Raw genomic sequence first — 25020 nt, 5'->3', positions numbered from 1 at the left:
ATGTGTTCAGCCTAGTTCATAAATATGTGTCCAGGATTCTGGGTACATATCAATGATTGGGTGGAGTTTTATTTGTTTGCTTTTGATATTACGTGGTGTATAATTTATAGCATGATAAATAAGTGTTTATGATTATACTTAAATAATAAAAACGATATATTTGACATAAAAGCGGTTGAATGTTAATATAAGTGTAAAGAGGTGCTACCGATAGACGGTTAGCCCTGATATTGCAATTACAAAAAAGTAACCGCCAAGTTTTGTCAGGACAGGGCGGTTACTTTTTTGTCTTATTTCTTATCATTGCTCTTAGAGCCAACGGCATAACCAAGAGCAAAGCATGTTATGCATAAGCTGATGATGGCTATAAAAAGTTCCGTTGTAAGCATAAGCACAAACCTCCGTAATAGATTTCCGTAAATGGATGTATCTATGTAAACACAGGCTATAAACTCCTGTGGCGAAGGCTAACCGCCTACCGAATAGGGTAGCACCTCTTATATTATAACAAACATACGTTCGATAATCAATATACATGAAAAGATAAATTTTTATTTGCTCTACAAAACACTTAGACCATATAAGTTCAAAGAAAGTGCTAATGTGGCTTAACAGACACTAAGTAAAACTTTCGGGGGGAATCACATGACTTTATACATGAACATAAAACAGCTTGGCAAGCGGAAGAACACAGTGCACAAGGTCCCATTTGAATATGACACAGCACCGAGCACACTGCGGGAACTCATAACAGAGACTGTAAAGATCTGCGTAGCACAGTACATATCCCGCATGGAGCACGGCGATGCAGTGCTGACAGATGAACAGATCGATGATATGGGAAGAATAGGAAAGATAGCGTTCGGGATCGTCTATGGGGAGAAGAAACCAGATGTGGATGAGGCAGTGAAGACAGCCATTCAGGGATTTGAGGATGGGCTGTTCAGAGTGTTCCGCGGTATGGATGAATTAACGGAGCTGAACAGGAAAGAGGAGTTTAACGAAGGGGATGAGATCACATTTATCCGCCTCACAATGCTGGCGGGCAGAATGTGGTAAGTAAAAGATCGTAGATTCAAAGTATTGGTCAAAGACTACTAGCGAACAGGAACGCGAACAGTGTATGCGCAAAATATGGGAATATGCAAGGGCATGATTTGCGTAGATGATACGTGGACAAAAGAAAGGGGTTACAATGGCAGAGGACAAGAAGACAAGGCTTGAGCTTGAGGAGCAGAAGAGAATCGCAGATGAAGTGAGAGAGGTATTTGACGAGAATTCCACGAAGCTCAGAAAGAGCTACAGTGCGGATGCGCAGAAGCTTCTTAAGGAGATGGATAATTACTATGGAGATGTAAAAGAGTCAACGATCGGCAAGAGACTTGAGACATTTCTTGAGAATGAAAAGAATATACCCTCGGAATTCTTCAGGAAGGAGCTGAAGCATTTGCCGGGGTGGGTGCCGGATCATCTGATGGAGGATTTCTACACTTCTATAGACAGCATAATCAAGTGGCAGACAAGCCAGTATTATTACAGAAGAACCATGCGTACGAAGAGGTATGGGGCATTTCTTGACAGATATTTCAGGATCATGAATGAATATCACTCCATGGGGATATACGGATGCGACATAGTATCTCTCTACAGGGAGAAATTGCCGCAGGATATATTGTGCTATTACAGGGATGGCAACAGCAATGGGTATAGAATAGTATCTGAATATTGGATACAGGCGGAGCTCGACAGGGGGAATGCAGAGCTTGAGGAAGTGCTCATGGACATCATGTTCGGTGAGAGTGCGCAGTCAAGGCTCACGACAAATATCCTCAGGGGAATATATATGAGCTCCAACACAAGACTCCATGAGGCTGTAGGCAAGCTGCTCGTTGCGGCAAAGCTTCAGGAGGGGCTTAGGCAGGCGATATGTGAGAATATGGATTATGGAACGGCAGGTGCATTTATGACCCTGTTCCATGTAATAAAGGAGAATGATCTTCTGAGATTCTCGTCTGTCATGAGGGCTGTAGCCACCTGGACAGGACTTGTGGCTGACGAGGAGAGCAAGCTTGACCGCATACAGAAGAAACAGCTGCTTCTTATAGATACATATCTGAATGATGAAAATGCAAGGCGTGAAGCTTTATCCGGCGAGGATGCCATGCAGATCTATCTTGCGCTGTGGAGCTATGGTTTCTTTGATGTGGACGAGGCATGCCATGTGATGAACAAGCTGGCGCTTGATGGCAGCAGACACCAAAGACTGGTATTTGGCACATATATCAGGGCAATGAGTCTGGGAAAGGTGTACACACACAGCGTTGCAAAGGAATTTATCAAGAGATTCCCAGACGAGATGGACACCATGGCGGTCATCATGCCAAGCTTCATGTCGGATTACCAGCCTTATATGAATAGTCTCATATATAAAGACGGCAGATCGTACAACAATGAACTTAAGAAAATGACATTTGCCGAGGTGGACAAATATTTTGACAGCAGGAAAGAATGTCAGGAGATGTACGATATCCTCATGGGCATACTTGAGCGCATGCCAAAGAAGAGGCTTGAGTTTGATCCGTGTGTATTTCCATGGAATGCCGAATATCTGGACAGATCTGCAATCATCATGAGACTTGCGGTCTGTGCAAGCGCTCTCAGGGATGAGGACAAGATCACTTACATAGCGGAGATGGTTCCTGAGATAGATTCCGCAAGGTACAGCAGAGATGCGCTTTTGCTTCTGCTTGTAAGGCAGCCGGCAAATGACAGACAGCGTGCCATACTGGTGGATGCGGTTGCCGACAAGGAGACATATACCAGAAACAAGGCGGCGATGATCGTTAAGGATATGAAACTTTCGCCGGAGAATTATGTACAGCTTGAGAATATGCTCAAGTACAAGAAGTCAGACATAAGGGAGACTGTACTGTCTATACTTTATAAACTTGACGGTGATGACATGGACGATCTCATCGGAAGACTTCTCGCAGATTCCAAGGAGGAGAAGAGAACAGCGGGACTTGATCTGCTGCTCCAGCTCAAAAATGACGAGAACAGGCAGAACCTTTTTACAGATTGTGTTGGTCATATAGACGCTATGCAGAGGGAGTCTGCGAATGGAAGATCCAGTGTTACAACTAAGGAGCAGATTCTTATACGTGAGATAAAAAATGTTGGCACAGACCGGGCTGGTGCAGATGAGGGGTATGGACTTTATGATGTAAATGCGGACTATGAGCCGATATTTGACAAGAGTTATCTGGCTGAGTGCCTTGAGCTGTACAAAAAGTATTTCCCTGAAAGCGGGATTGCAAATGATAATCTGTGCAAGACTGCCAAGAGCGAGGGTGCATTTGCAAAACTCAAATCAAAGATTGTGCCTAAAAAGAAAGACACGACATCTGATTCAGAAGTTATAAATATATTAAGAAAATTTGATGCATTTGTGGATGAGCACAAAAATGATGAGTATGAGATGGCTGACGGAGAGATCGGCCTGCTTGGTGAGGCAGGTGGAAACATATATGTGAACCGTGACAAAGTGGCATGTGAGGAATTGTGGGTAGATTTCTACGAGAAAAATATTCAGACTCCGTATATGTGCATGCAACTCTATGTGTATCTGAATGGCTACAACAGTGACAAACAGGATTTCAAGAAGTACTGTGAGAGCTTTATGGCGGATATGTTTGGAAATATATATATAGAAGAATGTCCGGCATTCGGATATCTTGCCATTGTCAGAGCTGTAATTGGATTCCTGTATAGAAGATATGTGATGGATAGTGACAAGATGCGACTTGCCGTTGTGGCAGCAGACTATCTGCTTGGAAGAAACGATGAGCTCATATATACATTTGGCGGGAATAAAGGTGGCAACAGTATATCTGGTGATGATTCAAAGGTATATCACAGAAGTGTGCTCACAAATGAGCAGATCATGATAATAACAAGGTGGCTTGCGATCGATGGTGACAGCGATATATTGGACGTAAAAGAAGATTCTGACGAGGCAAGGCAGAATGAAGAGGATTTCAGGCATTTGTTTCCATACAACTATGCCCTTGCAAAGTGTCATAACTTTAATATACCTTCAGACGTTGTAAATGATAGAAATTCATATTACTGGGTACACACAGGAAGTGTCATGCCGGTTCCTGGTCTCCTGAACTATATTGCCGCATACAGTCGTGGCATTATATCCAGGGATTATATGTACAAGATGGCATTTGAGGGGAATTCCCTGGATAGGAGCCTCAAATGTGTATCTGACGTGATGCGTTTTATAACGGAGCGCAACAGGAAGGTGCAGACCAGAGGCTATGAGTGGGGATATACGGAGCGTGAAAGGCTGAGAAGTGTGCGGCAGATACTTCTTCACAGTCCGGAAGGAGAGTTCTCAGAGACGGACGAGAAAAGGCTGGATATAGCTAAGAAGCTGTACACTGATATGTCAGAGCTTGTGCTTTCTGCAGAGCTCACAAGGGGAGACACGGAGACAGAATTCTCTCCATATATATACGGGCTTACAAGAATATTCGGAGCGGAGTATTTTGTCAGGATACTGTCAGCCCTAGGCAAGGAGACGTTGGAGAGATCAACGTATTTCAATACCGGTTATTACTATAACCGTCAGAAGGTCAGCAAGAAGAATAGTATGTCGCATCTTCTTCAGGCGTGTGTGCCTGATGCAAATGACAGTGCGGAGACTCTCAAGACATATCTTACAGGTACGGATATAAGTGATGCCAGGCTTATAGAGGCAGCTATGTATTCTCCGGAGTGGATAGATATAGTTGGAGAGTATCTTGGATGGGATGGATTTACTGCGGGATGCTATTACTTCATGGCGCATATGAACGAGTCATTTGATGACAAGAGAAAGGCTATGATAGCGAGATTTACACCGCTTGAGGTGGATGAGCTGAACGACGGCGCATTTGACAGGACGTGGTTTACCGAAGTCTATGACAGATTGGGTGACAAGCGATTCCAGCTTATATACAAGGCGGCGAAATACATTTCAGATGGTGCAAAGCACACCAGAGCGAGAAAATATGCGGATGCGGCGCTTGGCAAATACAATGAGTCCGAGCTGGTGGCTGAGATCGAGGCAAAGAGAAACAAAGATCTGCTCATGGCGGTGGGAATCCTGCCGATAGAGAATGAGGAGCAGATAAAGGACAGGTACATGTTCCTTCAGAAGTTCAAGAAGGAGAGCAAGCAGTTCGGAGCACAGAGGAGAGCCAGCGAGGCGGCAGCAGTTTCTACAGCTATGCGCAATATGGCGATCAATGCCGGATATCAGGACGTGACGAGACTTACCCTACGTATGGAAAGCCTTGTAGTTCAGGGCATGAGGGAATATTTTCAGCCGCATGAGGTCGGAGAAGTGACCGTATGGCTTGAGATGGAGGACGGCGGCAAATGCGCTGTCATCTGTGAGAAGAACGGCAAACAGTTAAAGTCCGTTCCGGCAAAGATCAAGAAGGATGAGTATGTATTGGCTCTGATGGATGCCAAGAAGCAGATGGCGGAGCAGTCAAGGCGTACAAAGGCGATGCTTGAGGATGCGATGGAGAGTCAGGAGGAATACACCTGGGCTGAGATCAGGGGCATGCTGGAGAATCCTGTTATACATGACATGGTAGCTGCGCTGGTGTTCAAGGTGGCGGAGCCGGATGGCGTGAATGCGGAGCTGGGTAATACGGCTGATAACATTACATCAGTGGCAAGTGATCTTGATGATAGCAAGAATATTGATTTGAGGAATAACAGCGATGCTGGTGATGTGCAGTTAGATAATGCAGGAGGCGAAAGTGCTGGTGTACCTAGTCAGAATGTAGTTCTTGGATTTGCAACTGAGGATGGATTCAATGTGTTTGTTGAAACAACCGCTGGTGATGAAAACAAACATTTGTCAGACGACACCAAGCTCACAGTTGCACACCCATTCCACATGTATACAGCAGGCAGGTGGCACGACATACAAAAGTATGTATTTGACAACAAGATCGTCCAGCCGTTCAAGCAGGTGTTCAGAGAACTCTACGTGAAGACCGAAGAGGAGATGAACATGGAGCATTCTCTCAGATACGCGGGCAATCAGATCCAGCCGAAGAAAACTCTGGGCTGCCTGAAGTCAAGACACTGGGTAGCTGATATAGAGGACGGTCTTCAGAAGGTGTACTACAAGGAGAATATAGTGGCGCAGATCTACGCTCTTGCAGATTGGTTCTCACCTGCAGATATAGAATCACCGACGCTTGAATGGGTGGTATTTTCGGATAGAAAGACAGGAAAGGATATAAGTATCAAGGACATCCCGGATATCATATTCTCCGAGGTCATGAGGGATGTGGACATGGCGGTTTCCGTGGCACATGCCGGAGGCGTGGATCCAGAGACCTCACACTCAACTGTTGAGATGCGAAAGGCGATAGCAGAATTCACCATGCCGCTTTTCAGGCTGACAAATGTCACATTTACAAAGAACCATGCGGTGATAGAGGGCAAGCGCGCCAATTATACAGTCCACCTTGGAAGCGGAGTGGTGCATCAGGAGGCAGGCCCTATGATAAATGTACTTCCTGTGCATTCGCAGAGGCGAGGCAGAATATTCCTGCCATTTGTGGATGACGATCCAAAGACATCGGAAGTACTCACGAAGATACTGTTCTTTGCGGAGGACAATAAGATCAAGGATCCGTATATACTGGGACAGATCGAGCAGTGAGTGTGAAGATAATACTGCTGCCTGTGACAAGTAAGTGATGTGATGTTTGACAGACAGATTTCCGGACAGAGAAAGAAGATGACATAATGGGAATCAGGAATATAATAACAAGGCTTAAAATTGGACGTGGTGATGCAGATAACAGGTTCCCATATGATGAGAACATGCATGAGGCTGTCATCAGGTGTTCTATCTGCACCGGCGAGCAGGTCGCAGGTTTTAAGAACAGACAGGACGGCAGCTTTGTGGGTGTGATGGTGATAAAGTCGGATGACGATCTGGAATACTTCAAAGAGCTTTATGGCGTGGAGAAGGTTAGGAAGATATATTAAACAAATATTCAAACTATTCAATGTAGAATAGTTTGGGATGGCATGCAACATATCGTGATAGACACTTACATCAGCATATTAGTCAAGCAAAATAGTAGTTGGTATTTATTAAATAGACACGGAATAGTAAAACAAAATTACTAAAAAATGTGTCTATACACAAAAACAAGGAGTACAACGATGGAGATCAAGAGAGCTGCCTACCTTGAACAGCTGAAGATGAAGTACAGTTTATGCCACGATTTGAGGAAGTGCTGAATAGTTTGCTTAGGATTAGCAATATTGATGTATATGTGACCGGAAGTAAATCAAGATTCATATCCAGTGATATTGTAACTGAATTTAGAGGCAGAGGTGATGAGATAAGAATTTATCCATTATCTTTCGCTGAGTTCTATAGTGCGTATGATGGAGATTGTTATAGTAAATGGAACGAAAAAGCCGTATAGAAATGATGAAGGATTTGTGATTATGGGAATGAAATATTTTTTACTTAATGCAGATAGTTTAGAATTTTAGTGAGGTTGTCAAGAAAAAACACTTGACAACCCATCCCGCCTGTATTAGAATAGCCCATGGTAAAGCAAAAACACTTTACATGCAAGTGCGTTACGGAGAGTTTGTTATGGAGAAGATAGTCAGACAGTCTATGTTATATGATTTTTATGGTGAGCTGCTCACAGAGCATCAGAAGAGCGTGTACGAGGATGTCGTGAACAATGACATGTCTTACTCAGAGATAGCGAGACTCAACAACATAAGCAGACAGGGCGTATATGATATGGTAAGGCGCTGTGACAAGATCCTCGAGGAGTATGAGGAGAAGCTTATGCTGGTACATAAGTTCATGAAGGCACAGGAACAGGTTCAGAAGATCAAGGAATGTGCGGATGAGCTCAAGGCGATGAACTCGGATGAACGGCTTGCGGGCAGAATTGAAGATATAGTGAATTATTCAGATAAGATACTCGAAGATTTCTGATGATAGATAATATCAGAAGGGAGAATGTCTATGGCATTTGACAGTTTATCAGATAAACTGCAGAACGTTTTTAAGAAGCTGAGAAGCAAGGGCGTACTTACTGAGGATGATGTCAAGGAGGCTATGAAGGAAGTCAAGAGAGCACTTCTCGAGGCGGATGTCAACTTCAAGGTCGTAAAGTCATTTGTCAAGTCGGTGAGTGACAGAGCTGTAGGAGAGGAAGTTCTCAAGGGTCTGAATCCTGGACACATGGTCATCAAGATCGTTAAGGAAGAGATGGATAAGCTCATGGGCTCTGAGATGACAGAGATCAAGCTCAGACCATCCAATGAGATCACGATCATCATGATGTGTGGACTTCAGGGAGCAGGTAAGACCACAACGGCGGCAAAGCTTGCGTATCAGTTCAAGAACAAAGGCAAGAAGCCACTTCTTGTGGCATGTGATGTATACAGACCGGCGGCTATCAAGCAGCTGCAGGTGAATGGTGAGAAGGTTGGAGTTCCTGTGTTTGCCATGGGAGACAACAACAAGCCACTGGATATTGCGAAGGCGGCTGTACAGCATGCAGCCAAGAACAATATCAATCTGGTGTTCCTTGACACCGCAGGACGTCTTCATGTTGATGAGGACATGATGAACGAGCTTGCAGAGATAAAGGAGAATCTGGACATTGCCTACACCATACTGACTGTGGATTCCATGACAGGTCAGGATGCGGTAAATGTAGCGACAACGTTCAATGATAAGATAGGTATAGACGGTGTCATCCTCACAAAGCTGGATGGTGATACCAGAGGCGGTGCCGCACTGTCGATCAAGGCAGTAACGGGCAAGCCAATCCTGTACTCAGGTATGGGAGAGAAGCTTACCGATCTGGAGCCATTTTACCCGGATCGTATGGCGAGCCGAATCCTCGGAATGGGTGATGTAGAGTCACTTATTGAGAAAGCCCAGTCGGCCATTGACGAGGAGAAGGCCAAAGAGATGGAACAGAAGTTCCGCAAAGCAAGTTTTGATTTCAACGATTTTCTTGATCAGATGGCTCAGCTTGAGCAGATGGGCGGCATGCAGGAGATCCTTTCTATGATGCCTGGCATGGCAAGTCAGATGAAGAATGTTGAGATAGATGAGAACGCTGCTAAAACACCAAAAGCAATCGTTCTGTCCATGACACCTAGAGAGCGTTCACTCCAGGATCCGATATCGCCATCCAGAAAGAAGCGTATCGCAGATGGAGCCGGTGTCCAGATAGCAGATGTCAATCGTTTCCTTAAACAGTTTGAACAGTCTAAGAAGATGATGAAGCAGATGTCAGGCATGATGGGCGGAAAGAGAAGACGCGGTGGTTTTAAAATGCCTTTTGGCTTAAGATAATTAATATTTAGGAGGAACAAGAACAATGGCAGTAAAGATTAGATTAAGAAGAATGGGTTATAAGAAGCATCCTTTCTACAGAGTAATCGTAGCAGATTCAAGATCACCAAGAGATGGTAGATTCATCGAGGAGATCGGAACATATGATCCTAACCAGGAGCCATCTGTAGTAAAGATCGACGAGGAGGCTGCTAAGAAGTGGTTAGCTACAGGAGCACAGCCAACTGAGTCAGTTGCAAAGTTATTAAAGCAGGCAGGTATCGAGAAGTAATTTTACGGATGTATCAGCTTTTCTATGAAAAGCTGATATGCAGCGCCAGCCATCGACGAAGTCGATTTTGCATGGCTGGTGTTCCATTTGGGAGGTATAGAGATGAAAGATTTAGTAGAAATCATTGCAAAGTCCCTAGTAGATCATCCTGAGCAGATAGCTGTAACCGAGACTGAAGAAGACGGCATAATAAAGATAGACCTTACAGTCGCACCAGAAGACATGGGTAAGGTAATCGGCAAGCAGGGCAGAATAGCCAAATCCATCCGTACAGTTGTCAAGGCAGCTGCTTCAAAGGGTGATAAGAAGGTTGTCGTTGATATTAAGTAGAACTGCATAGGCAGGATAAGTGGTATTTCTTAATCTTCATATGACAGAGGATTTATTACCGAGTTAAGAGGGGGAGTTTATACTCCCCCTTATATTATATGTCACAGGCGTAGGCCTGATGACCTACGCGCGCCTCAGCGCGCTACCACTTAATATGTCACAGGCGTAGGCCTGATGACCTGCGCGCGCCTCAGCGTGCTACCATATTTATATAGGAGAGAGCATGGAACACAACACAGAAGACAGACTCAGAGTAGGAGTGATAACCTCAAGCCATGGTATAAAGGGCGAGGTTAAGGTATATCCGACAACGGATGACAATGATCGTTTCAAGACCTTGAAGAAGTGCTATCTGTCAAATGGCAGAGAGACTTTGGAGGTTAATTGTACATCTTGCAAATTTTTGAAAAATATGGTTATTCTTAAGTTCAAAGAATACGATAACATAAATGATATAGAGCGTTTTAAGAACTATGACATACTTGTTGACAGGGAGGATGCAGTTCCTCTCATGGATGGAGAGTTCTTCATCTGTGATGTCCTTGACGCTGATGTATATGATCAGAATGACGAGCGCATAGGAATCCTTGACGACGTGCTGGAGACTCCGGCAAATGATGTATTTGTCGTTAAGAAGGATGATGGCAGCGAGATCCTTATACCTGTAGTACCGGATTTCGTGTTCGATGTTGACACAGAGAATAAGAAGGTCAAGGTCAGAACATTTGAGATGGTAGAAGCAGATGATTCAGATGACGAGGATTGATCGCATACAGACGTTTGGTGAGATGATGAACATATACTAGGAGCGGACTATGAATTTTTATATTTTGACACTTTTCCCCGAGATGGTTATGAATGGACTTTCAACGAGTATCACGGGAAGGGCCATAGAGTCGGGAAAACTTCATATAGAAGCTATAAATATAAGAGATTACACCCAGGATAAACACAATCATGTGGATGATTACCCATATGGGGGAGGCGCAGGCATGGTCATGCAGGCGCAGCCTGTGTATGATGCATACACGGCACTGGTGGAGAAGCTTGGCAGAAAACCATGGGTCATATATATGACTCCGCAGGGAAGAACCTTCAATCAGGGTATTGCACAGGAGCTCTCGGAGAAGGAGGACATAGTTCTTCTGTGTGGCCATTACGAGGGAATAGATGAGAGGGTCCTTGAGATGATAGTCGATGACTATATGTCCATAGGCGATTTTGTGCTGACTGGCGGAGAACTTCCAGCCATGGCTATCGTGGATGCTGTGTCTCGTCTTGTCCCAGGGGTTCTGAATAACGAGGACAGTGCTGAGATAGAGACTTTTTATAACAATCTGCTTGAGTATCCGCAGTATACCAGACCTCCTGAATTCATGGGGAAGAAGGTTCCGGATGTACTGCTTTCGGGCAACCATAAGCTCATAAATGAGTGGCGACTTGAACAGTCTATCACCAGGACGAAGGAGCACAGGCCGGACATGTACGAGAAGTATATGATCGAGAATCCTCCTAAGGAGAAAAAGAAACGAAGAAAATAGCAGGTTGCCACCTGTGGTCTTAAGGTGGTATACTAAGAGATGGCAGAATTCGAGGTTATTCGAATTCTGCCATAACCTTGTGGAGACGCGACTGCAGGGCATACACAAATACAAGGAAGAACAAGGAGACAAAAGATTATGAAACGCAGATTACTTATGACTATGATGGCTATGGTTCTTGCATTCTCATTTACAGGATGTGGAAACAAGAAGGCAGACGAGACGACGGCAACCACAGAGGCTGCATCAGAGGTGAAGGATGAGTTCATCAAGTTTGTTGGAACAGATATCCCTAAGATGGATACAGAGGAAACGGAGATCATGAAGAAGTTCAACTCATATTTTGCTGAGGGAACTGCTGTTGATACAGATGCTCTGCTCAAGGATCTGACAGACAATCTGCTTCCAGATTATAAGACATTTCTTGACAACGTACAGGCTATAGAAGTCAAGACCGACGAGGTGAAGGCGCTCAAGGATCAGTATTATGATGCCATGAATGCACAGTATGAGGCTATGCAGAAGGTTGAGGCTGCTGTTAAGGATAAGAACAAGGACATCCAGACAGAGGCACAGAAGCTTCTCTCAGACGCACAGAGCAAGTATACAGCATACAATGACGCGGTATATGCACTTGCCCAGAAGGAGAATGTAATGTTGAACGGCGAGATAGCAACAACTGCAACCAGTGAGGCAGGAAGCACAACAGAGGCCAACACAGAGGCTATAGATCCAAGCGAGGCCATGACAGATGAGGTTGAGACAACAGAGGCAGCGCAGTAGTATTTAAGATATAGAAGAATATTTTGAAAAGCAGTGGATACATGAGTGTGTTCACTGCTTTTTGGCTGTGGTATACTGTAAAAAATATGCTCAGTTCACATTTTTTACAAATATCAATGTTATATTGAGATAAATTGGATATTATTCTATATGTGGAGGTACGATATGGATTCAATAAAGGTTCTTATGGTTGATGATGAGAGCAGAATGAGGAAGCTTGTCAAGGACTTCCTCACAAGAGAGGGGTATATGGTTCTTGAGGCCGGAGATGGTGAACAGGCCCTGGATATATTCATGAATGACAAGAATATATCTCTTGTAATACTTGATGTCATGATGCCTAAGATGGACGGATGGGAGACTCTTAAGGAGATAAGAAAGTTCTCACAGGTTCCGGTTATCATGCTTACCGCGAAGGCAGATGAGCGCGATGAGCTCCAGGGCTTTGATCTGGGAGTAGATGAGTACATAACGAAGCCGTTCAGTCCCAAGATACTTGTTGCCAGAGTTGCAGCGATACTCAGAAGAACAACGGATGCCGCTTCAGATGAGAAGCTTGTAGCCGGAGGTATTGAGATGGATCTGTCGGCTCATGTGGTGACTATAGATGGCAAGCCTATTGAACTCAGCTTCAAGGAGTTCGAGCTGCTGCAGTATTTTATCATGAATAAAGGTGTGGCACTGTCGAGAGAGAAGATACTTAACAATGTGTGGAATTATGATTACTTTGGCGATGCCAGAACCATAGATACTCATGTCAAGAAGCTCAGAAGCAAGATGGGCGATAAGGGCGAATATATCAAGACCATATGGGGAATGGGCTATAAATTTGAGGTGGAGTGATGACCGGATCAAAGAGAACTTCTATCAGAACAAAGATAACTTTATCGCTTGCGGCGACTATACTATTTATGGTTGTCATGTCGTGTGCCATAACCATGCTTTTTATCAAGAAGTATTTCTATCACGGCATGGAACAGATGCTGCTGGATACATACAATTCCTGCAATGAACTGTTCGGCCGGGATGAGGATATAGACAGTAAAGAGCTGGCAAATGATGTGATCAATCAGTCAGGTGCGATGATATTTATCTTCGACAGCGTGAATATGCATGTGTACACGACGGTGAACGAGGAGGCTGCGGTATATAACAACCTGTCATTTATAGCGGACTACTTCAATTACAGTGGTGGCAAAAATCCGGATAATCCGAAGATAAAGAGAAAGCAGATTGAAAAGACAGATAAATATGATATACAGATCACAAATGATAAAAATACCGGAAACAGCTATTATGACGTGGTAGGATTTCTTGACAATGGTTTTGTGGTTGTAATCAGAAAACCAATCTCCAGCGTAGACTCAACGATAATTATATCACTAAAGTTTTTCTTCTTTGTATTCTCGGTTGTTGCGATACTTGGATTTGCCGTGATCTATTTTATCAGCAATGCGGTTGCAAAGCCGATAAAGAATCTTGCGTTGGTTGCCAATCGTATGGCACAGCTTGATCTCGATGTGAAGGTGGATCACGCATCCAACGATGAGATTGGTGAGCTGGCGGACAGTATGAACGAGATGTCATATCAGCTGAGAAACACGCTGACAGAGCTTCAACAGGCAAATGCTAAGCTGCAGACGGATATTGATGAGAAGGTACAGATAGATGAGATGAGGAAGGAGTTCCTGTCCCATGTGTCCCATGAACTCAAGACTCCTATAGCTCTCATACAGGGATACGCCGAGGGCCTTAAAGACAATGTTATAGAGGATGATGAGAGCAAGGAGTTTTACTGCGATGTCATTCTGGACGAAGCTGGCAAGATGAATAAGCTTGTCAGACAGTTACTTGATCTGAATGAGCTTGAATTTGGGGTGGACAGGGTTCATCCTGTGGTATTCGATATAGATGCACTCATAAAGAATGTAGTGGATTCATCATCCATTCTGGTGGAGCAGAACCATGCGGAAGTTGAGCTGGCGGATGAGCTGAATGATGTGTGCAACGTATATGCAGATGAGTTCATGATAGAGCAGGTATTCACCAATTATTTTACAAATGCACTTCATTACTGCAACGATGGAGGCAAGGTCAGAGTGTGGACTGCGAATAAGGACTATGATCAGCCGAGGAGGACTGAGGATGGACTCGTCACAGGCAACTTGAGAGTATTTGTATATGATGAGGGACCAAACATTCCTGACGATGAGCTTGATAAGGTATTCATTAAGTTCTACAAGGTGGACAAGGCGAGGACGAGAGAGTATGGTGGAAGCGGTATTGGACTTTCTATAGTTGCGGCGTCCATGGCGGCTCACAACAAGAACTATGGTGTTTACAATGTGGAGAATGGAGTGGTATTCTACTTCGACCTTGATATCATACAGCAGGATGATGGCGAACCGGAAATGATACCGGAGAATAGCGCAGATAACACGTCAGAACAATAAATACTTTGCAAGAAGGAAACTTTTAGGCTATAATTCTAAGGGTTTCCTTTTTCTGTTGGATTCTGGCATCTGCAAATATATTTATAAAATGGGAGAAGATTATGTCATACAGTGCAAAAAACATTGAGGTGTTAAAGGGCCTTGAGCCGGTAAGACTGAGACCGGGAATGTACATCGGCAACACAGGGCGAAGCGGACTGAACCACCTCATACAGGAGCTTATAGACAACTCGGTGGATGAGCATCTGGCGGGGTATTGCAACAATATATGGGTGAGCATCAACGAGGATGGCTCGGCAACCGTGTCTGACGATGGACGAGGCGTTCCTGTCGATATACATGAGCAGGAGGGAATTCCTGCGGAGCGTGTTGTATACACAGTATTGCATGCAGGTGGTAAGTTTAACAGCTCCACCTACAAGATAAGCGGCGGACTTCACGGAGTAGGTTCTGCAGTTGTAAATGCACTGTCTAACAAGCTTATAGTAGATGTTGCCAGGGATGGCTATCTCTATCACGATACATACGAGAAGGGAATACCGACAACTGAACTTGTTGACGGTATGCTTCCAAAGACAAAACTCAAGGAAAAGAGAACAGGTACAACTGTGACACTCTATCCTGATGATACAATATTTGAGACAGTAAAGTTCAAGGCGGACGCCATCAAGCAGAGGATCAAGGAGACAGCATATCTGAATCCGAATCTTACGATCACATTCCAGAACAAGAGGGATGGCGAGGAGCCTATAGTGTTCCATCAGCCAGGGGGACTTGCAGCATTTGTTGAGGATATATCCCAGGGACTCACACATACATCACCGGTTGTCGCCATATCGGGTGAGAAGGACGGAATCGCCGCAGATATCGTATTTCTGATGACGGAGGACGGTGAGGAGAATATCATAGGATTTACCAACAATATCACGAATCCTGAAGGTGGAACCCATGTGACAGGATTCAAGTCAGCATTTGCCAAGCTTATCAATAATTATGCGAGAAATGAGCTTGGAACTCTGAAAGAGAAGGATTCCAATCTGACAGGTGCAGACATAAGATCTGGCATGCAGGCTATCATATCCGTGAAGCATCCGGATCCTCAGTTTGAGGGACAGACAAAGACAAAGCTTTCAAATACGGACGTGTCAAAGGCCGTTGACGATATCGTGAAGGAACAGCTCACAGTTTATTTTGACAGAAATTATGATGTGCTGAAGGATATAGTGGACAGGGCGGTGGCTCTCTCCAAGAGAAAGGCGCTTGAGAAGTCCAAGATCAATATAAACAAGTTTTCATTTGAGGGAAATGGCAAGCTTGCAAAGCAGGAGTCCTCAGATTCGTCTAAATGCGAGATATTCATAGTCGAGGGTGATTCGGCGGGAGGCTCAGCCAAGACCGCGAGAAACAGAAAGTATCAGGCAATACTTCCACTTAGAGGTAAGATACTCAACGTGGAGAAGAAGCCTGTTGCAAAGGTGCTTGAGAATGCCGAGATCAAAGCGCTCATCAATGCATTTGGCTGTGGCTTCATGCAGGGCTACGGCAATGATTTTGACATAAGCAAGCTGAACTATGACAAGATAATCATCATGACGGATGCCGATGTGGATGGTGCGCATATAGCGACCCTTCTGCTGACATTCTTCTACAGATTCTATCCCGACCTTATAAGCGAGGGACATATATACATAGCGATCCCACCCCTCTACAGGGTTGGCGAGGGCAAGAACATCAAATATCTGTACTCAGATGATGAGCTTGCAAAGTATAGAAAGACGCACACAAGCAAGTTTACGATACAGAGATACAAGGGTCTCGGTGAGATGGACGCGGACCAGCTCTATGAGACAACCATGAATCCTGAGACGAGACTTTTAAAGCAGGTATCAGTGAACAGCCGTGTTGAGGCAAATCAGCTCACACAGACGCTCATGGGAACTGAGGTTGCGCCTAGAAGAGAGTACATAGAATCGCATAGTGCGGACGCGGTGCTGGATATATAAAAGTTATATTGGAGAATACTTAGCAGTGTGTTTTCACAGTTGTATGATGAAAGGGATAGATCATGTCGGAAAAGATATTAAATGTAGATTATGAGAGCGAGATGGGGCAGTCCTATGTGGACTATTCCATGTCGGTTATAACAGAGAGAGCTCTCCCGGATGTAAGGGATGGATTAAAGCCGGTTCAGAGAAGAATACTTTACTCGCTGGATGGCCTTGCAGGCTCCGACAAGCCACACAGAAAGTGTGCGAGAATAGTCGGAGATACAATGGGTAAATATCACCCACACGGAGATAGTTCCATATATGAAGGACTTGTAAATATGGCGCAGAACTGGAAATTGCCGATACCACTTGTTGACCCACACGGCAACTTTGGTGCGGTGGACGGTTCCGGAGCGGCTGCCATGCGATACACAGAGGCGCGTATATCTAAGTACACAGAGGATGTGTGCATGAAGGATCTTCCGTTCTTCAAGGATCAGTTCATACCTAACTTTGACGGAACGGAGACAGAGCCGACTTTCCTGCCTTTCCAGGTGCCAAATATCCTGGTGAGCGGTTCAACCGGTATAGCAGTAGGTATGGCGACAAATATTCCTACACACAATCTCGGTGAGGTCATAGATGCCACAGTTGCATATCTGAATGATCCTGAGATACAGCTTGAGGATCTGCTTGCGCTCATGCCGGGACCGGATTTTGCCACAGGTGGAATCATCAATGCAACACCTGAGGAGTTGTATAATGTGTATGCCACAGGACTTGGCAAGATCAAGGTGCGCGGTAAGGTAGAGGTCAGGGATATCGGATACGGAAGAAAGAGTATCTGTGTCACAGAGCTTCCATATACAATGATCGGAGGCACTGCCAAGTTCCTTGATACTGTCGCAGAGCTTGTCAGAAACAGAGAGCTTCCAGCGGTCGTGGATATCGCGGACAGAGGAGACAAGAACGGTGAATGCCTGTGTATAGATGTGAAGAAGGGAACTTCTGACGAGGAGATACAGAACATCATCAATATATTATATAAGAAGGCAGCCCTTGAGGATACATTTGGCGTGAATATCAACTGCATCAACAACGGCAAACCGGAGGTCATGGGACTCAAGAAGATACTGAAGGTATACACAGATTTCAAGTACGGTCTGTATGACACGAAGTATAGAAAGCTTCTGGCACAGCAGGAGGAGATCAGGGAGATCAAGATGGGACTTCTCACAGCGGTTGACTGCATAGACCTGATCATAGAGATACTCCGCGGAAGTACAAAGGTTGCAGATGCAAAGGCGTGTCTCATGCACGGCGATACATCTAATATCAAGTTCAGATTCAAGGGCTCAGAGGCGGATGCGAAGTTCCTGTGTTTCACAGAGAAGCAGGCTGATGCGATACTTGCCATGAGACTTCAGAAGCTCATTGGTCTGGAGATCAATGCCTTAAAGAAAGAGCTGGCAGACGCTGAGAAGCTTATCAAGAAGTATACAAGACTCATGGAGTCCAGGGATGCTATGAAGCAGCAGATGATAGATGACATGCTTGAGATCAAGGCAAAGTATGCCATACCTAGAAGGACTCAGATCCATAACTATGGAACTGTTGTTGTGAAGAAGGCTGAGGTCGTGGCTACAGATGTGGCTGTACTTCTCGACAGATTCTATTACATCAAAGTTGTAGATGCAAATGTATACGAGAAGAACATCGACCAGATCACGAAGGATTACAGATTTGCTGTTAAGTGTCAGAATCTTGACAGAATAGCGGTATTTGCTGACAATAATCAGGTGTATACGATCAAGGTTGCAGACATCATTAAGCTTCAGGCGAAGAAGAACACCAGCAAGAAGGGTGGCGGAAGCCTCATAGGACGTCTTGCCGACAAGGGAATCCAGGTGTTCGAGTTCTGCAACATGAATGGTGACGAGAATATCCTGTTCATGGACTGCATAGAGCATTTTGTGACTGACAAGCTGCTGTTCGTCAGTAAGCAGGGTCTTGCCAAGGTTGTTGACGGCTCCGCATTTGACACCACAAGGCGTGCTGCAAATGCTTCAAAAGTCGGTGATGATATCATATATATCGGCAAAATCTCCGAGGGCGACTTCATAATCGCACAGTCAGAGAAGGGCTATTACATAAGAGTTGACGCAGCGGAGATTCCTGAGAAGGGCAAGGGCGCAGCGGGAGTTAAGCTCATCAACTTAGAGGGTGACGATGTCCTTGAGTCGGTATTTGTGGGAAGCACAAAGGATACCTTCAAGGTTGGAGATAACGAGATAATCTTTACCAGAGTTAAGCCGGGCAAGCGCGGCGGCAAGGGAAGCAAGCTGAGGTTCTAAAGAATTACATGCGAGAGCAGAATATCTATTATAACATAGGCATAAGATAATACAGGTACTTGACGTACAGTTTTATGTACAGTACAATATAAGTACAGAAAACTGTACATGAATTTAAGGAGGTGTTCTTATGTTAGCTGTTAATTATACAAACTTACGCGACAATATGAAAAAGTATATGGATAAAGTTACAGATGATTATGAAACCATGATTGTAACCCGTAAGGATAATAAAAATGTTGTTATGCTTTCAGAAGAGGCATATAACAATCTGATGGAAAATGTATATGTGATGGGAAACAAAGCAAACTATGACTGGCTTATGGAGTCAAAGACCCAGCTTGAGAAAGGAAATTTTGCTGTTCATGATCTGACGGAGGTATCTGCCGATGAATAAAGTCTTTACTGATAATGGATGGAAAGACTATGTCTATTGGCAGACGGAGGATAGAAAGACACTAAAGAAAATAAATAGTCTGATAGAAGATATATGCAGAAATGGAAATGAAGGCATTGGGAAACCCGAACCATTAACTGGAAATCTGACTGGCTTCTGGAGTAGACGAATAAATGATAAAGACAGAATAATATACAAGATAGATGATGATAACGTATATATTCTTGCTTGTAGATATCACTACAGTGACAGATAGAAGTTGTGTGCCAGTGGGAAGAGATATAATATAGATCAAAAGATGTTAGACTTGAAAGGACAGAGACAGATGATTTCAATTTTGGATTATGACGCAGGTAACATAAAGAGTGTTGAGAAGGCAGTCCAGTATCTCGGCGAGGAGGCTGTCATCACAAGGGACAGAGATGTGATCATGGCGAGTGACAAGGTTATCTTACCTGGAGTTGGAAGCTTTGGGGACGCTATGGGAAAGATCAGGGAGTACGGCCTTGAGAATGTCATCTATGATGTTGTGGATGCAGGCAAGCCGTTTCTTGGAATATGTCTTGGACTTCAGCTTTTGTTCAAGACCAGCGAGGAGTCGCCGGAGGCAACAGGACTTGGAATTCTTGACGGTGAGATACTCCGCATACCGGATGCACCGGGACTTAAGATACCACAGATTGGATGGAACAACCTTGAGATAAATCCAAAGGCAAGACTTTTTAAGGGGCTTCCTGAGAATCCATATGTTTATTTTGTTCATTCATATTATCTGAAGGCAAATAATCCTGAGGATGTGGCAGCGTCCACATTCTATTCAACACAGATTCATGCATCTGTGGAGCACGGCAATGTATTTGCATGTCAGTTCCATCCTGAGAAGAGCTCAGAGGTTGGACTTAAGATACTGAAGAATTTTATAGAGCTGGAGGTGTAGGACATGCATACAAAGAGAATAATACCTTGTCTTGATGTGAAGAACGGACGAGTTGTAAAGGGCGTAAATTTCGTAAATCTTATAGATGCCGGGGATCCTGTGGCAGTCGGTGCAGCGTATGACAAGGCGGGAGCTGATGAGCTTGTTTTTCTTGACATAACAGCTTCATCAGACCAGAGAAATATAGTTGTGGATATGGTTAGAAGAGTTGCAGAGACTATCTTCATTCCGTTCACAGTGGGCGGCGGAATAAGAACTGTCGATGACTTTAAGGCAATACTCCGTGAGGGCGCAGATAAGATTTCTGTAAACTCGGCAGCCATAGACAATCCGACACTTATAGCTGATGCCGCTGACAAGTTTGGCAGCCAGTGCGTAGTCTTAGCAATAGATGCCAAGAGACGTGATGATGGTTCAGGCTGGAACATATACAAGCACGGTGGCAGAATCGACTGTGGAATAGATGCAGTTGAGTGGGCCATGAAGGCCGCAGAGCTTGGAGCTGGAGAGATATTGCTTACCAGCATGGACTGCGATGGTACAAAGGCGGGATATGACATAGAACTCACTAGAACCATAGCAGACAATGTGAATATTCCAGTGATAGCCTCCGGCGGCGCAGGAACTAAGGAACATTTCTACGATGCCCTGACAGAGGGCGGAGCTGATGCAGCTCTTGCGGCATCTCTGTTCCACTATAAAGAACTTGAGATAGGAGATCTGAAGAGATACCTTCAGGACAAGGGAATTCCTATGAGACTGTAGAGAGAAATTCCTTTAGTGTATTTAGCTTGGAAGATTTTCTCTAGGAACATGATTTTCATAAAAAAGGATACATAATTATCGGCTTTTTGTTTCAAATCTTAAAAAAGATACAATTTCAAAATAAGTTGTATCTTTTTTTATTTTAACGTCAAATTGGCGATAATTTTGTGTCCTTATTTAAATAAAATACTCTTCAGGGGAAAGTTCCCCTGAAGAGTGAAATAGCTTAGATTAGACAATTTAAACTTATTACTGCTCAATATAAGTAGCATTTCCTGAGGCGTTGTCATCTACAGACTGGCCTACACTATATACGCTGTCAGAAGAATCCTCAGTTGTTGTGTCATCCAGATAAGGATTGCCTGTGTCAACACCCTCGGCATGCAGGGCGTCATTAAGCCATGGGTCGTTGTAGTCTTCAACGTTCATGTTGTTAAATACATATTTTCCATTCTTGTCGAAGAAGAGCTCGCACCAGCCGCAGCTATCAGGTGTACCTCCGATGAGAATGACGCTGTGTGAGCCGTCCGCATTCTTGATCTCATGACGGAAATATTTGTCAGGACCGCATTTGTCGGTGATATCTTCCTTGGTATCTCCGAGAACAAGGTAGAGACGGCCGTTTTCAACTTTCGTGTAACCGTTGACATCATCTGTAGATATGGTGAACTGTATGGAGTTTCCCTCACTGTTTTCCTCGTATGTCACTTCGGTACCATTTGCCAGGTGGAAGGTCTGCTTTATGTAGTCTATGGCTGCTGAGACGGTTGTTCTTGTCGCTGGGATGCACAGAAGAACTGCGCACACGGCAGCGGCGATGGCGGCATATTTGCCGACGCGGGCGAGTCTGTGACCAGATCTGCCGGTTTGAGCCTGTTCGGCAAGCTTTGCCCTGAGATCGTCTTTGTCATCCTGGGGCATGGTCACATTGTCCATGGTAGCTTTGTATAATTCGTTTATATCTTTATTATTCATGATCTATTCCTCCTTTAAAAATTCTTTTAGCTGATCCCTTCCGCGGGATATCCGCATGGAGACTGCTGAGACTGACAAATGAAGCATCTTAGCGATCTCCTTGAATGAATACCCCTCGTAATAGTGCAGATACAGGGCCGTGCTGTATGTATCGGGCAGCCTGTTTATGGCTGCAAACATTGACTGTTCCTCCATATTGAAGCCACTTGTGAGATCATCGTTTGCCAGCTCTTCATAGCTGCTGTTCAGTCTGTTTGCCGCTGATTTCAAATGGTTTCTGCACATATTTGCGGTCATGGTGAGAATATAGGACTTCTCACATCCCTTTGATATGTGAGGACTTTTTTCTATAAGCTTGGTATATACATTCTGGACAATGTCCTCGGAATCCACTATATTGCCAAGAAAACTCATGGCCAGACGGAATGCATTGTCCGAGTAATTGTCATATAGTTCAAGCAGTTGCTGCTGCTTCAAGTGTCATCACCTCCGTGGTTTGTATGTATGAGAGAATTAGGAATCTTGTTCCTTCTCAATTGAGTTCTCATATATAAAACAAATCAAAGTATCAAAATAGCACATGGATACGAAAATTTCTATCCAAAAATCAATATTGAAAATTGCTTCGTAATTTGTACGGGACAAAACATAATCAGGTGTAAAATCAACAAAAACATGATATTGATAACAGACGGGAAATTATATTATACTTTATTTTGTTGACAGAAAAGCTGTTGATCGGAGGAATTAAATATGATACTCAGTGCCAGTAGAAGAACGGACATACCGACATTTTACTCGGAATGGTTTTTTAATAGAATAAAGGAAGGATTTCTGTATGTGAGGAATCCTATGAATGCGCATCAGATAAGCAGGATAGACCTCTCACCTGAGGTGGTTGACTGCATTGTGTTCTGGACAAAGAATCCCATACCGATGCTTCCAAGGCTTTCGGAACTGGATGCTTACAAATACTATTTCCAGTTCACTCTGACAGGTTACGGCAAGGATATGGAGACGAATCTGCCTGATAAAAAGGGACAGCTCATTCCTGCATTTCAGGAGCTTGCCGGAAAGATAGGGAAAAAGCGGGTCATCTGGAGATATGACCCGATAGTATTCACGAAGAAATATACGCCAGATTACCACATAAGGGCATTTACACAGATTGCGGAGGCGTTAGATGGCTGCACTGAGAAATGCGTCATCAGCTTCGTCGATATATATGCCAAGAACAGGAAAAATATGCAGGTTGTGGACAGCTATGAGATGAGTCACGACGATCTGGAAGCATTTGCAAAGGCGATAGCGGACATTGCAAGATCACATGGAATGTCGATGGCTACTTGTGCAGAGGTGGTGGATCTGGAGAAGTGCGGAATTGAACACAACTGCTGCATAGACAAGAAGCTCATAGAGGAGATTATAGGTTGTGACATAAAGGTGGCAAAGGATAAGTCCCAGCGCCCTGAGTGCGGCTGCATGGAGAGCGTGGAGATTGGTTCATACAACACCTGTCTGAATGGATGCAAATACTGTTATGCGAATTACTCGCCGGATGCGGTGAAGGCCAACTGCAAATGTTATGATCCCGCGTCACCGCTTCTCTGCGGTTCGGTCTGTGAGTACGACAAGATCACAGAACGAAAAGTGAAGTCACTGAAGCAGACTCAGCTCAGCTTCAGATTTGACGGTCAGGAATAACAGAACGGATAAATATAATTAGGAGGCGTAGATAATTGAGGATATCTGAAAAGGAATGGGAAAACATTGATTTCAGAAAAAAGAAATACAGACAGCTCAAGGAGGCGCTCGATGAGGCTGACAAGATGTTCGAAGATGCAGACGACAGGCATTACAGCTACATAGTCCAGAATGAACTGCTGAAGGTTCTTGAGGGTGACCTGGTCCATTTCGATGGCAATCCATCGGGCAATGAACCCACCCTTGATATAGATACATCAAATGTAAGCTTTGTATTTCTAGGATCATTTGATTCTATGGTCAGAGCAAAGAATATGGCGGTGAACAAGAGCAGACCTATAGGGTTTGAATCTGCCCCCGCTGACGAATCATTTGATGGTTATAAAAGCACATTCACTCAGGAAGACCTGGTACAGTATGCAAATGTCAGAAGTGAGGTCGCGGGACGTATAGCCACTATAGTGCAGCTGCGTGAGATGACAGAAGATGATTTCTACGCCATCTTAAATACCAAGGGTATCAGCCCGGTTGACAAGCTTGCCGACTATTACGGGGTGCGGCTGAAATTGTCGGCAAAAACAAAACACAGGCTTGCAAAGGAGGCAGCCGAAAACCGGATGGGAGTACGTTTTATCCGCTCACAGATACAGAGAAAGCTTGATGACGAGCTTTTCAAGGATTGCAGCAGGAAGGAGTACACCATAGCATAAAATAATATATATAAATCTAGTATCAGTGGGAGAACTGCAATGTGATTATGCATTGTGTTTCTTTTTGTATAGTGTTTCATAAAATGGTCTGTAAGAAATCATATGAAAAACCTCCATTAAATGATAAGCTTAGAGATATGTTGATGATAGCTGGGGAGAAGCCGGATATATTTGCAAGGGCAGTCAGGGAATGCTTTAGATATGAAGGAGTGGTTTCTGTTTCTGATATATCTGCCAAATTCTACGACATGGGTTTCAGACAGATCAGGAGAGATGTGGGCACAGGACGTATCGATAATCACCCTGAGATAGAGAATCTGGTTCCCAGGAAAAGGATAAAAGCCTGGATCTTGTAGATCAGTTGTTCATGAACTAAGAGATT

The 25020-nt window shown here is 44.2% G+C and carries 23 protein-coding genes and 1 pseudogene; 22 read left to right on the top strand and 2 right to left on the bottom strand.

Features of this window, described 5'->3' with window-relative positions:
- Positions 1 to 645 precede the first annotated feature (645 nt).
- The 19 genes and pseudogenes from DW025_RS09630 (at position 646) to hisF (ending at position 21249) form a co-directional block, all read left to right on the top strand.
- The gene (locus DW025_RS09630) at positions 646 to 1059 is read left to right on the top strand and encodes a hypothetical protein (RefSeq protein ID WP_119999684.1); all 414 of its coding nucleotides are present in this window, start codon (positions 646 to 648) and stop codon (positions 1057 to 1059) included.
- A 136-nt stretch (positions 1060 to 1195) separates the two neighbouring features.
- Positions 1196 to 6739: a DUF4132 domain-containing protein gene (locus DW025_RS09625; RefSeq protein ID WP_119999682.1), complete on the top strand. Its 5544-nt coding sequence runs from the start codon at positions 1196 to 1198 to the stop codon at positions 6737 to 6739.
- 86 nt (positions 6740 to 6825) lie between these two features.
- Positions 6826 to 7071 (top strand): hypothetical protein, encoded by a 246-nt coding sequence (locus tag DW025_RS09620; protein WP_330522047.1) that lies wholly within the window; start codon positions 6826 to 6828, stop codon positions 7069 to 7071.
- A 218-nt stretch (positions 7072 to 7289) separates the two neighbouring features.
- Positions 7290 to 7508 (top strand): annotated as a pseudogene (locus DW025_RS09615) (ATP-binding protein); the annotation flags it as partial.
- A 188-nt stretch (positions 7509 to 7696) separates the two neighbouring features.
- Positions 7697 to 8053: a YlxM family DNA-binding protein gene (gene ylxM, locus DW025_RS09605; RefSeq protein WP_022059475.1), complete on the top strand. Its 357-nt coding sequence runs from the start codon at positions 7697 to 7699 to the stop codon at positions 8051 to 8053.
- Positions 8054 to 8083: 30 nt separating this feature from the next.
- Positions 8084 to 9430: a signal recognition particle protein gene (gene ffh / locus DW025_RS09600; protein ID WP_015534850.1), complete on the top strand. Its 1347-nt coding sequence runs from the start codon at positions 8084 to 8086 to the stop codon at positions 9428 to 9430.
- Positions 9431 to 9455: 25 nt separating this feature from the next.
- Positions 9456 to 9701: a 30S ribosomal protein S16 gene (gene rpsP, locus DW025_RS09595; RefSeq protein WP_004851225.1), complete on the top strand. Its 246-nt coding sequence runs from the start codon at positions 9456 to 9458 to the stop codon at positions 9699 to 9701.
- Between the two features lie 102 nt (positions 9702 to 9803).
- Positions 9804 to 10031 carry a KH domain-containing protein gene (locus DW025_RS09590; protein WP_004851223.1) on the top strand — a complete coding sequence of 76 codons (228 nt, stop codon included), beginning with the start codon at positions 9804 to 9806 and terminating at the stop codon, positions 10029 to 10031.
- Between the two features lie 223 nt (positions 10032 to 10254).
- Complete coding sequence (gene rimM, locus DW025_RS09585) at positions 10255 to 10797, top strand: ribosome maturation factor RimM (RefSeq protein ID WP_119999680.1); 543 nt, start codon at positions 10255 to 10257, stop codon at positions 10795 to 10797.
- Between the two features lie 49 nt (positions 10798 to 10846).
- Positions 10847 to 11572, top strand: a complete 726-nt coding sequence (trmD, locus tag DW025_RS09580; RefSeq protein ID WP_015534852.1) for a tRNA (guanosine(37)-N1)-methyltransferase TrmD — start codon at positions 10847 to 10849, stop codon at positions 11570 to 11572.
- 138 nt (positions 11573 to 11710) lie between these two features.
- Positions 11711 to 12355 carry a hypothetical protein gene (locus tag DW025_RS09575; RefSeq protein ID WP_119999678.1) on the top strand — a complete coding sequence of 215 codons (645 nt, stop codon included), beginning with the start codon at positions 11711 to 11713 and terminating at the stop codon, positions 12353 to 12355.
- A 165-nt stretch (positions 12356 to 12520) separates the two neighbouring features.
- On the top strand, positions 12521 to 13198 hold the full coding sequence (locus DW025_RS09570) for a response regulator transcription factor (RefSeq protein WP_117874256.1): 678 nt from the start codon (positions 12521 to 12523) through the stop codon (positions 13196 to 13198).
- On the top strand, positions 13198 to 14808 hold the full coding sequence (locus DW025_RS09565; RefSeq protein WP_117874255.1) for a sensor histidine kinase: 1611 nt from the start codon (positions 13198 to 13200) through the stop codon (positions 14806 to 14808). The genes DW025_RS09570 and DW025_RS09565 overlap by 1 nt, the downstream gene beginning before the upstream one ends.
- 101 nt (positions 14809 to 14909) lie before the next feature.
- Positions 14910 to 16811, top strand: a complete 1902-nt coding sequence (locus tag DW025_RS09560) for a DNA gyrase/topoisomerase IV subunit B (protein WP_118017514.1) — start codon at positions 14910 to 14912, stop codon at positions 16809 to 16811.
- A gap of 62 nt (positions 16812 to 16873) precedes the next feature.
- Positions 16874 to 19150, top strand: coding sequence for a DNA gyrase/topoisomerase IV subunit A (locus tag DW025_RS09555; protein WP_117549035.1), 2277 nt, complete (start codon positions 16874 to 16876; stop codon positions 19148 to 19150).
- A gap of 130 nt (positions 19151 to 19280) precedes the next feature.
- Entirely contained in the window at positions 19281 to 19547 is a 267-nt protein-coding gene (locus tag DW025_RS09550) for a type II toxin-antitoxin system Phd/YefM family antitoxin (protein WP_117549034.1), read from the top strand.
- The gene (locus tag DW025_RS09545; RefSeq protein WP_117874254.1) at positions 19540 to 19803 is read left to right on the top strand and encodes a Txe/YoeB family addiction module toxin; all 264 of its coding nucleotides are present in this window, start codon (positions 19540 to 19542) and stop codon (positions 19801 to 19803) included. Before DW025_RS09550 ends, DW025_RS09545 begins: the two co-directional genes overlap by 8 nt.
- Positions 19804 to 19872: 69 nt before the next feature.
- Positions 19873 to 20484: an imidazole glycerol phosphate synthase subunit HisH gene (hisH, locus tag DW025_RS09540; RefSeq protein ID WP_119999676.1), complete on the top strand. Its 612-nt coding sequence runs from the start codon at positions 19873 to 19875 to the stop codon at positions 20482 to 20484.
- A gap of 3 nt (positions 20485 to 20487) precedes the next feature.
- Positions 20488 to 21249, top strand: a complete 762-nt coding sequence (hisF, locus tag DW025_RS09535; protein ID WP_119999674.1) for an imidazole glycerol phosphate synthase subunit HisF — start codon at positions 20488 to 20490, stop codon at positions 21247 to 21249.
- A gap of 249 nt (positions 21250 to 21498) precedes the next feature.
- Here hisF and DW025_RS09530 read toward each other — a convergent pair whose 3' ends face one another.
- Complete coding sequence (locus DW025_RS09530) at positions 21499 to 22224, bottom strand: hypothetical protein (RefSeq protein WP_243104957.1); 726 nt, start codon at positions 22222 to 22224, stop codon at positions 21499 to 21501.
- A 3-nt stretch (positions 22225 to 22227) separates the two neighbouring features.
- Positions 22228 to 22701 carry an RNA polymerase sigma factor gene (locus DW025_RS09525; RefSeq protein WP_117874252.1) on the bottom strand — a complete coding sequence of 158 codons (474 nt, stop codon included), beginning with the start codon at positions 22699 to 22701 and terminating at the stop codon, positions 22228 to 22230.
- Positions 22702 to 22977: 276 nt separating this feature from the next.
- On the opposite strand from DW025_RS09525, the gene DW025_RS09520 reads away from it, so the two are divergent.
- The 3 genes from DW025_RS09520 to DW025_RS09510 all read left to right on the top strand — a co-directional run bounded on the left by DW025_RS09520 (position 22978) and on the right by DW025_RS09510 (position 24994).
- Complete coding sequence (locus tag DW025_RS09520) at positions 22978 to 23928, top strand: DUF1848 domain-containing protein (RefSeq protein WP_119999672.1); 951 nt, start codon at positions 22978 to 22980, stop codon at positions 23926 to 23928.
- Positions 23929 to 23963: 35 nt separating this feature from the next.
- Complete coding sequence (locus DW025_RS09515) at positions 23964 to 24638, top strand: hypothetical protein (RefSeq protein ID WP_117874250.1); 675 nt, start codon at positions 23964 to 23966, stop codon at positions 24636 to 24638.
- A gap of 143 nt (positions 24639 to 24781) precedes the next feature.
- Positions 24782 to 24994 carry a hypothetical protein gene (locus tag DW025_RS09510; RefSeq protein WP_119999670.1) on the top strand — a complete coding sequence of 71 codons (213 nt, stop codon included), beginning with the start codon at positions 24782 to 24784 and terminating at the stop codon, positions 24992 to 24994.
- Positions 24995 to 25020 lie beyond the last annotated feature (26 nt).

Origin of the sequence: Coprococcus sp. AF38-1 (genome assembly GCF_003603945.1) — a bacterium.
Classification (GTDB): Bacteria; Bacillota; Clostridia; order Lachnospirales; family Lachnospiraceae; genus Coprococcus; species Coprococcus aceti.
Note: the sequence above shows the minus strand (reverse complement) of the source record. Positions and strands in the feature narration are given on the sequence as shown.

Bases quoted from the DNA above. Each gene is read 5' to 3' on its own strand.
- ffh (WP_015534850.1), top strand. From the start codon at position 8,084: ATGGCATTTGACAGTTTATCAGATAAACTGCAGAACGTTTTTAAGAAG.
- DW025_RS09575 (WP_119999678.1), top strand. From the start codon at position 11,711: ATGAAACGCAGATTACTTATGACTATGATGGCTATGGTTCTTGCATTC.
- DW025_RS09630 (WP_119999684.1), top strand. From the start codon at position 646: ATGACTTTATACATGAACATAAAACAGCTTGGCAAGCGGAAGAACACA.
- DW025_RS09530 (WP_243104957.1), bottom strand. From the start codon at position 22,224: ATGAATAATAAAGATATAAACGAATTATACAAAGCTACCATGGACAAT.
- rimM (WP_119999680.1), top strand. From the start codon at position 10,255: ATGGAACACAACACAGAAGACAGACTCAGAGTAGGAGTGATAACCTCA.
- DW025_RS09555 (WP_117549035.1), top strand. From the start codon at position 16,874: ATGTCGGAAAAGATATTAAATGTAGATTATGAGAGCGAGATGGGGCAG.
- DW025_RS09550 (WP_117549034.1), top strand. From the start codon at position 19,281: ATGTTAGCTGTTAATTATACAAACTTACGCGACAATATGAAAAAGTAT.
- rpsP (WP_004851225.1), top strand. From the start codon at position 9,456: ATGGCAGTAAAGATTAGATTAAGAAGAATGGGTTATAAGAAGCATCCT.
- DW025_RS09590 (WP_004851223.1), top strand. From the start codon at position 9,804: ATGAAAGATTTAGTAGAAATCATTGCAAAGTCCCTAGTAGATCATCCT.
- DW025_RS09565 (WP_117874255.1), top strand. From the start codon at position 13,198: ATGACCGGATCAAAGAGAACTTCTATCAGAACAAAGATAACTTTATCG.
- DW025_RS09570 (WP_117874256.1), top strand. From the start codon at position 12,521: ATGGATTCAATAAAGGTTCTTATGGTTGATGATGAGAGCAGAATGAGG.
- DW025_RS09520 (WP_119999672.1), top strand. From the start codon at position 22,978: ATGATACTCAGTGCCAGTAGAAGAACGGACATACCGACATTTTACTCG.
- ylxM (WP_022059475.1), top strand. From the start codon at position 7,697: ATGGAGAAGATAGTCAGACAGTCTATGTTATATGATTTTTATGGTGAG.
- hisH (WP_119999676.1), top strand. From the start codon at position 19,873: ATGATTTCAATTTTGGATTATGACGCAGGTAACATAAAGAGTGTTGAG.
- hisF (WP_119999674.1), top strand. From the start codon at position 20,488: ATGCATACAAAGAGAATAATACCTTGTCTTGATGTGAAGAACGGACGA.
- DW025_RS09560 (WP_118017514.1), top strand. From the start codon at position 14,910: ATGTCATACAGTGCAAAAAACATTGAGGTGTTAAAGGGCCTTGAGCCG.
- DW025_RS09625 (WP_119999682.1), top strand. From the start codon at position 1,196: ATGGCAGAGGACAAGAAGACAAGGCTTGAGCTTGAGGAGCAGAAGAGA.
- trmD (WP_015534852.1), top strand. From the start codon at position 10,847: ATGAATTTTTATATTTTGACACTTTTCCCCGAGATGGTTATGAATGGA.
- DW025_RS09545 (WP_117874254.1), top strand. From the start codon at position 19,540: ATGAATAAAGTCTTTACTGATAATGGATGGAAAGACTATGTCTATTGG.
- DW025_RS09620 (WP_330522047.1), top strand. From the start codon at position 6,826: ATGGGAATCAGGAATATAATAACAAGGCTTAAAATTGGACGTGGTGAT.
- DW025_RS09510 (WP_119999670.1), top strand. From the start codon at position 24,782: ATGATAGCTGGGGAGAAGCCGGATATATTTGCAAGGGCAGTCAGGGAA.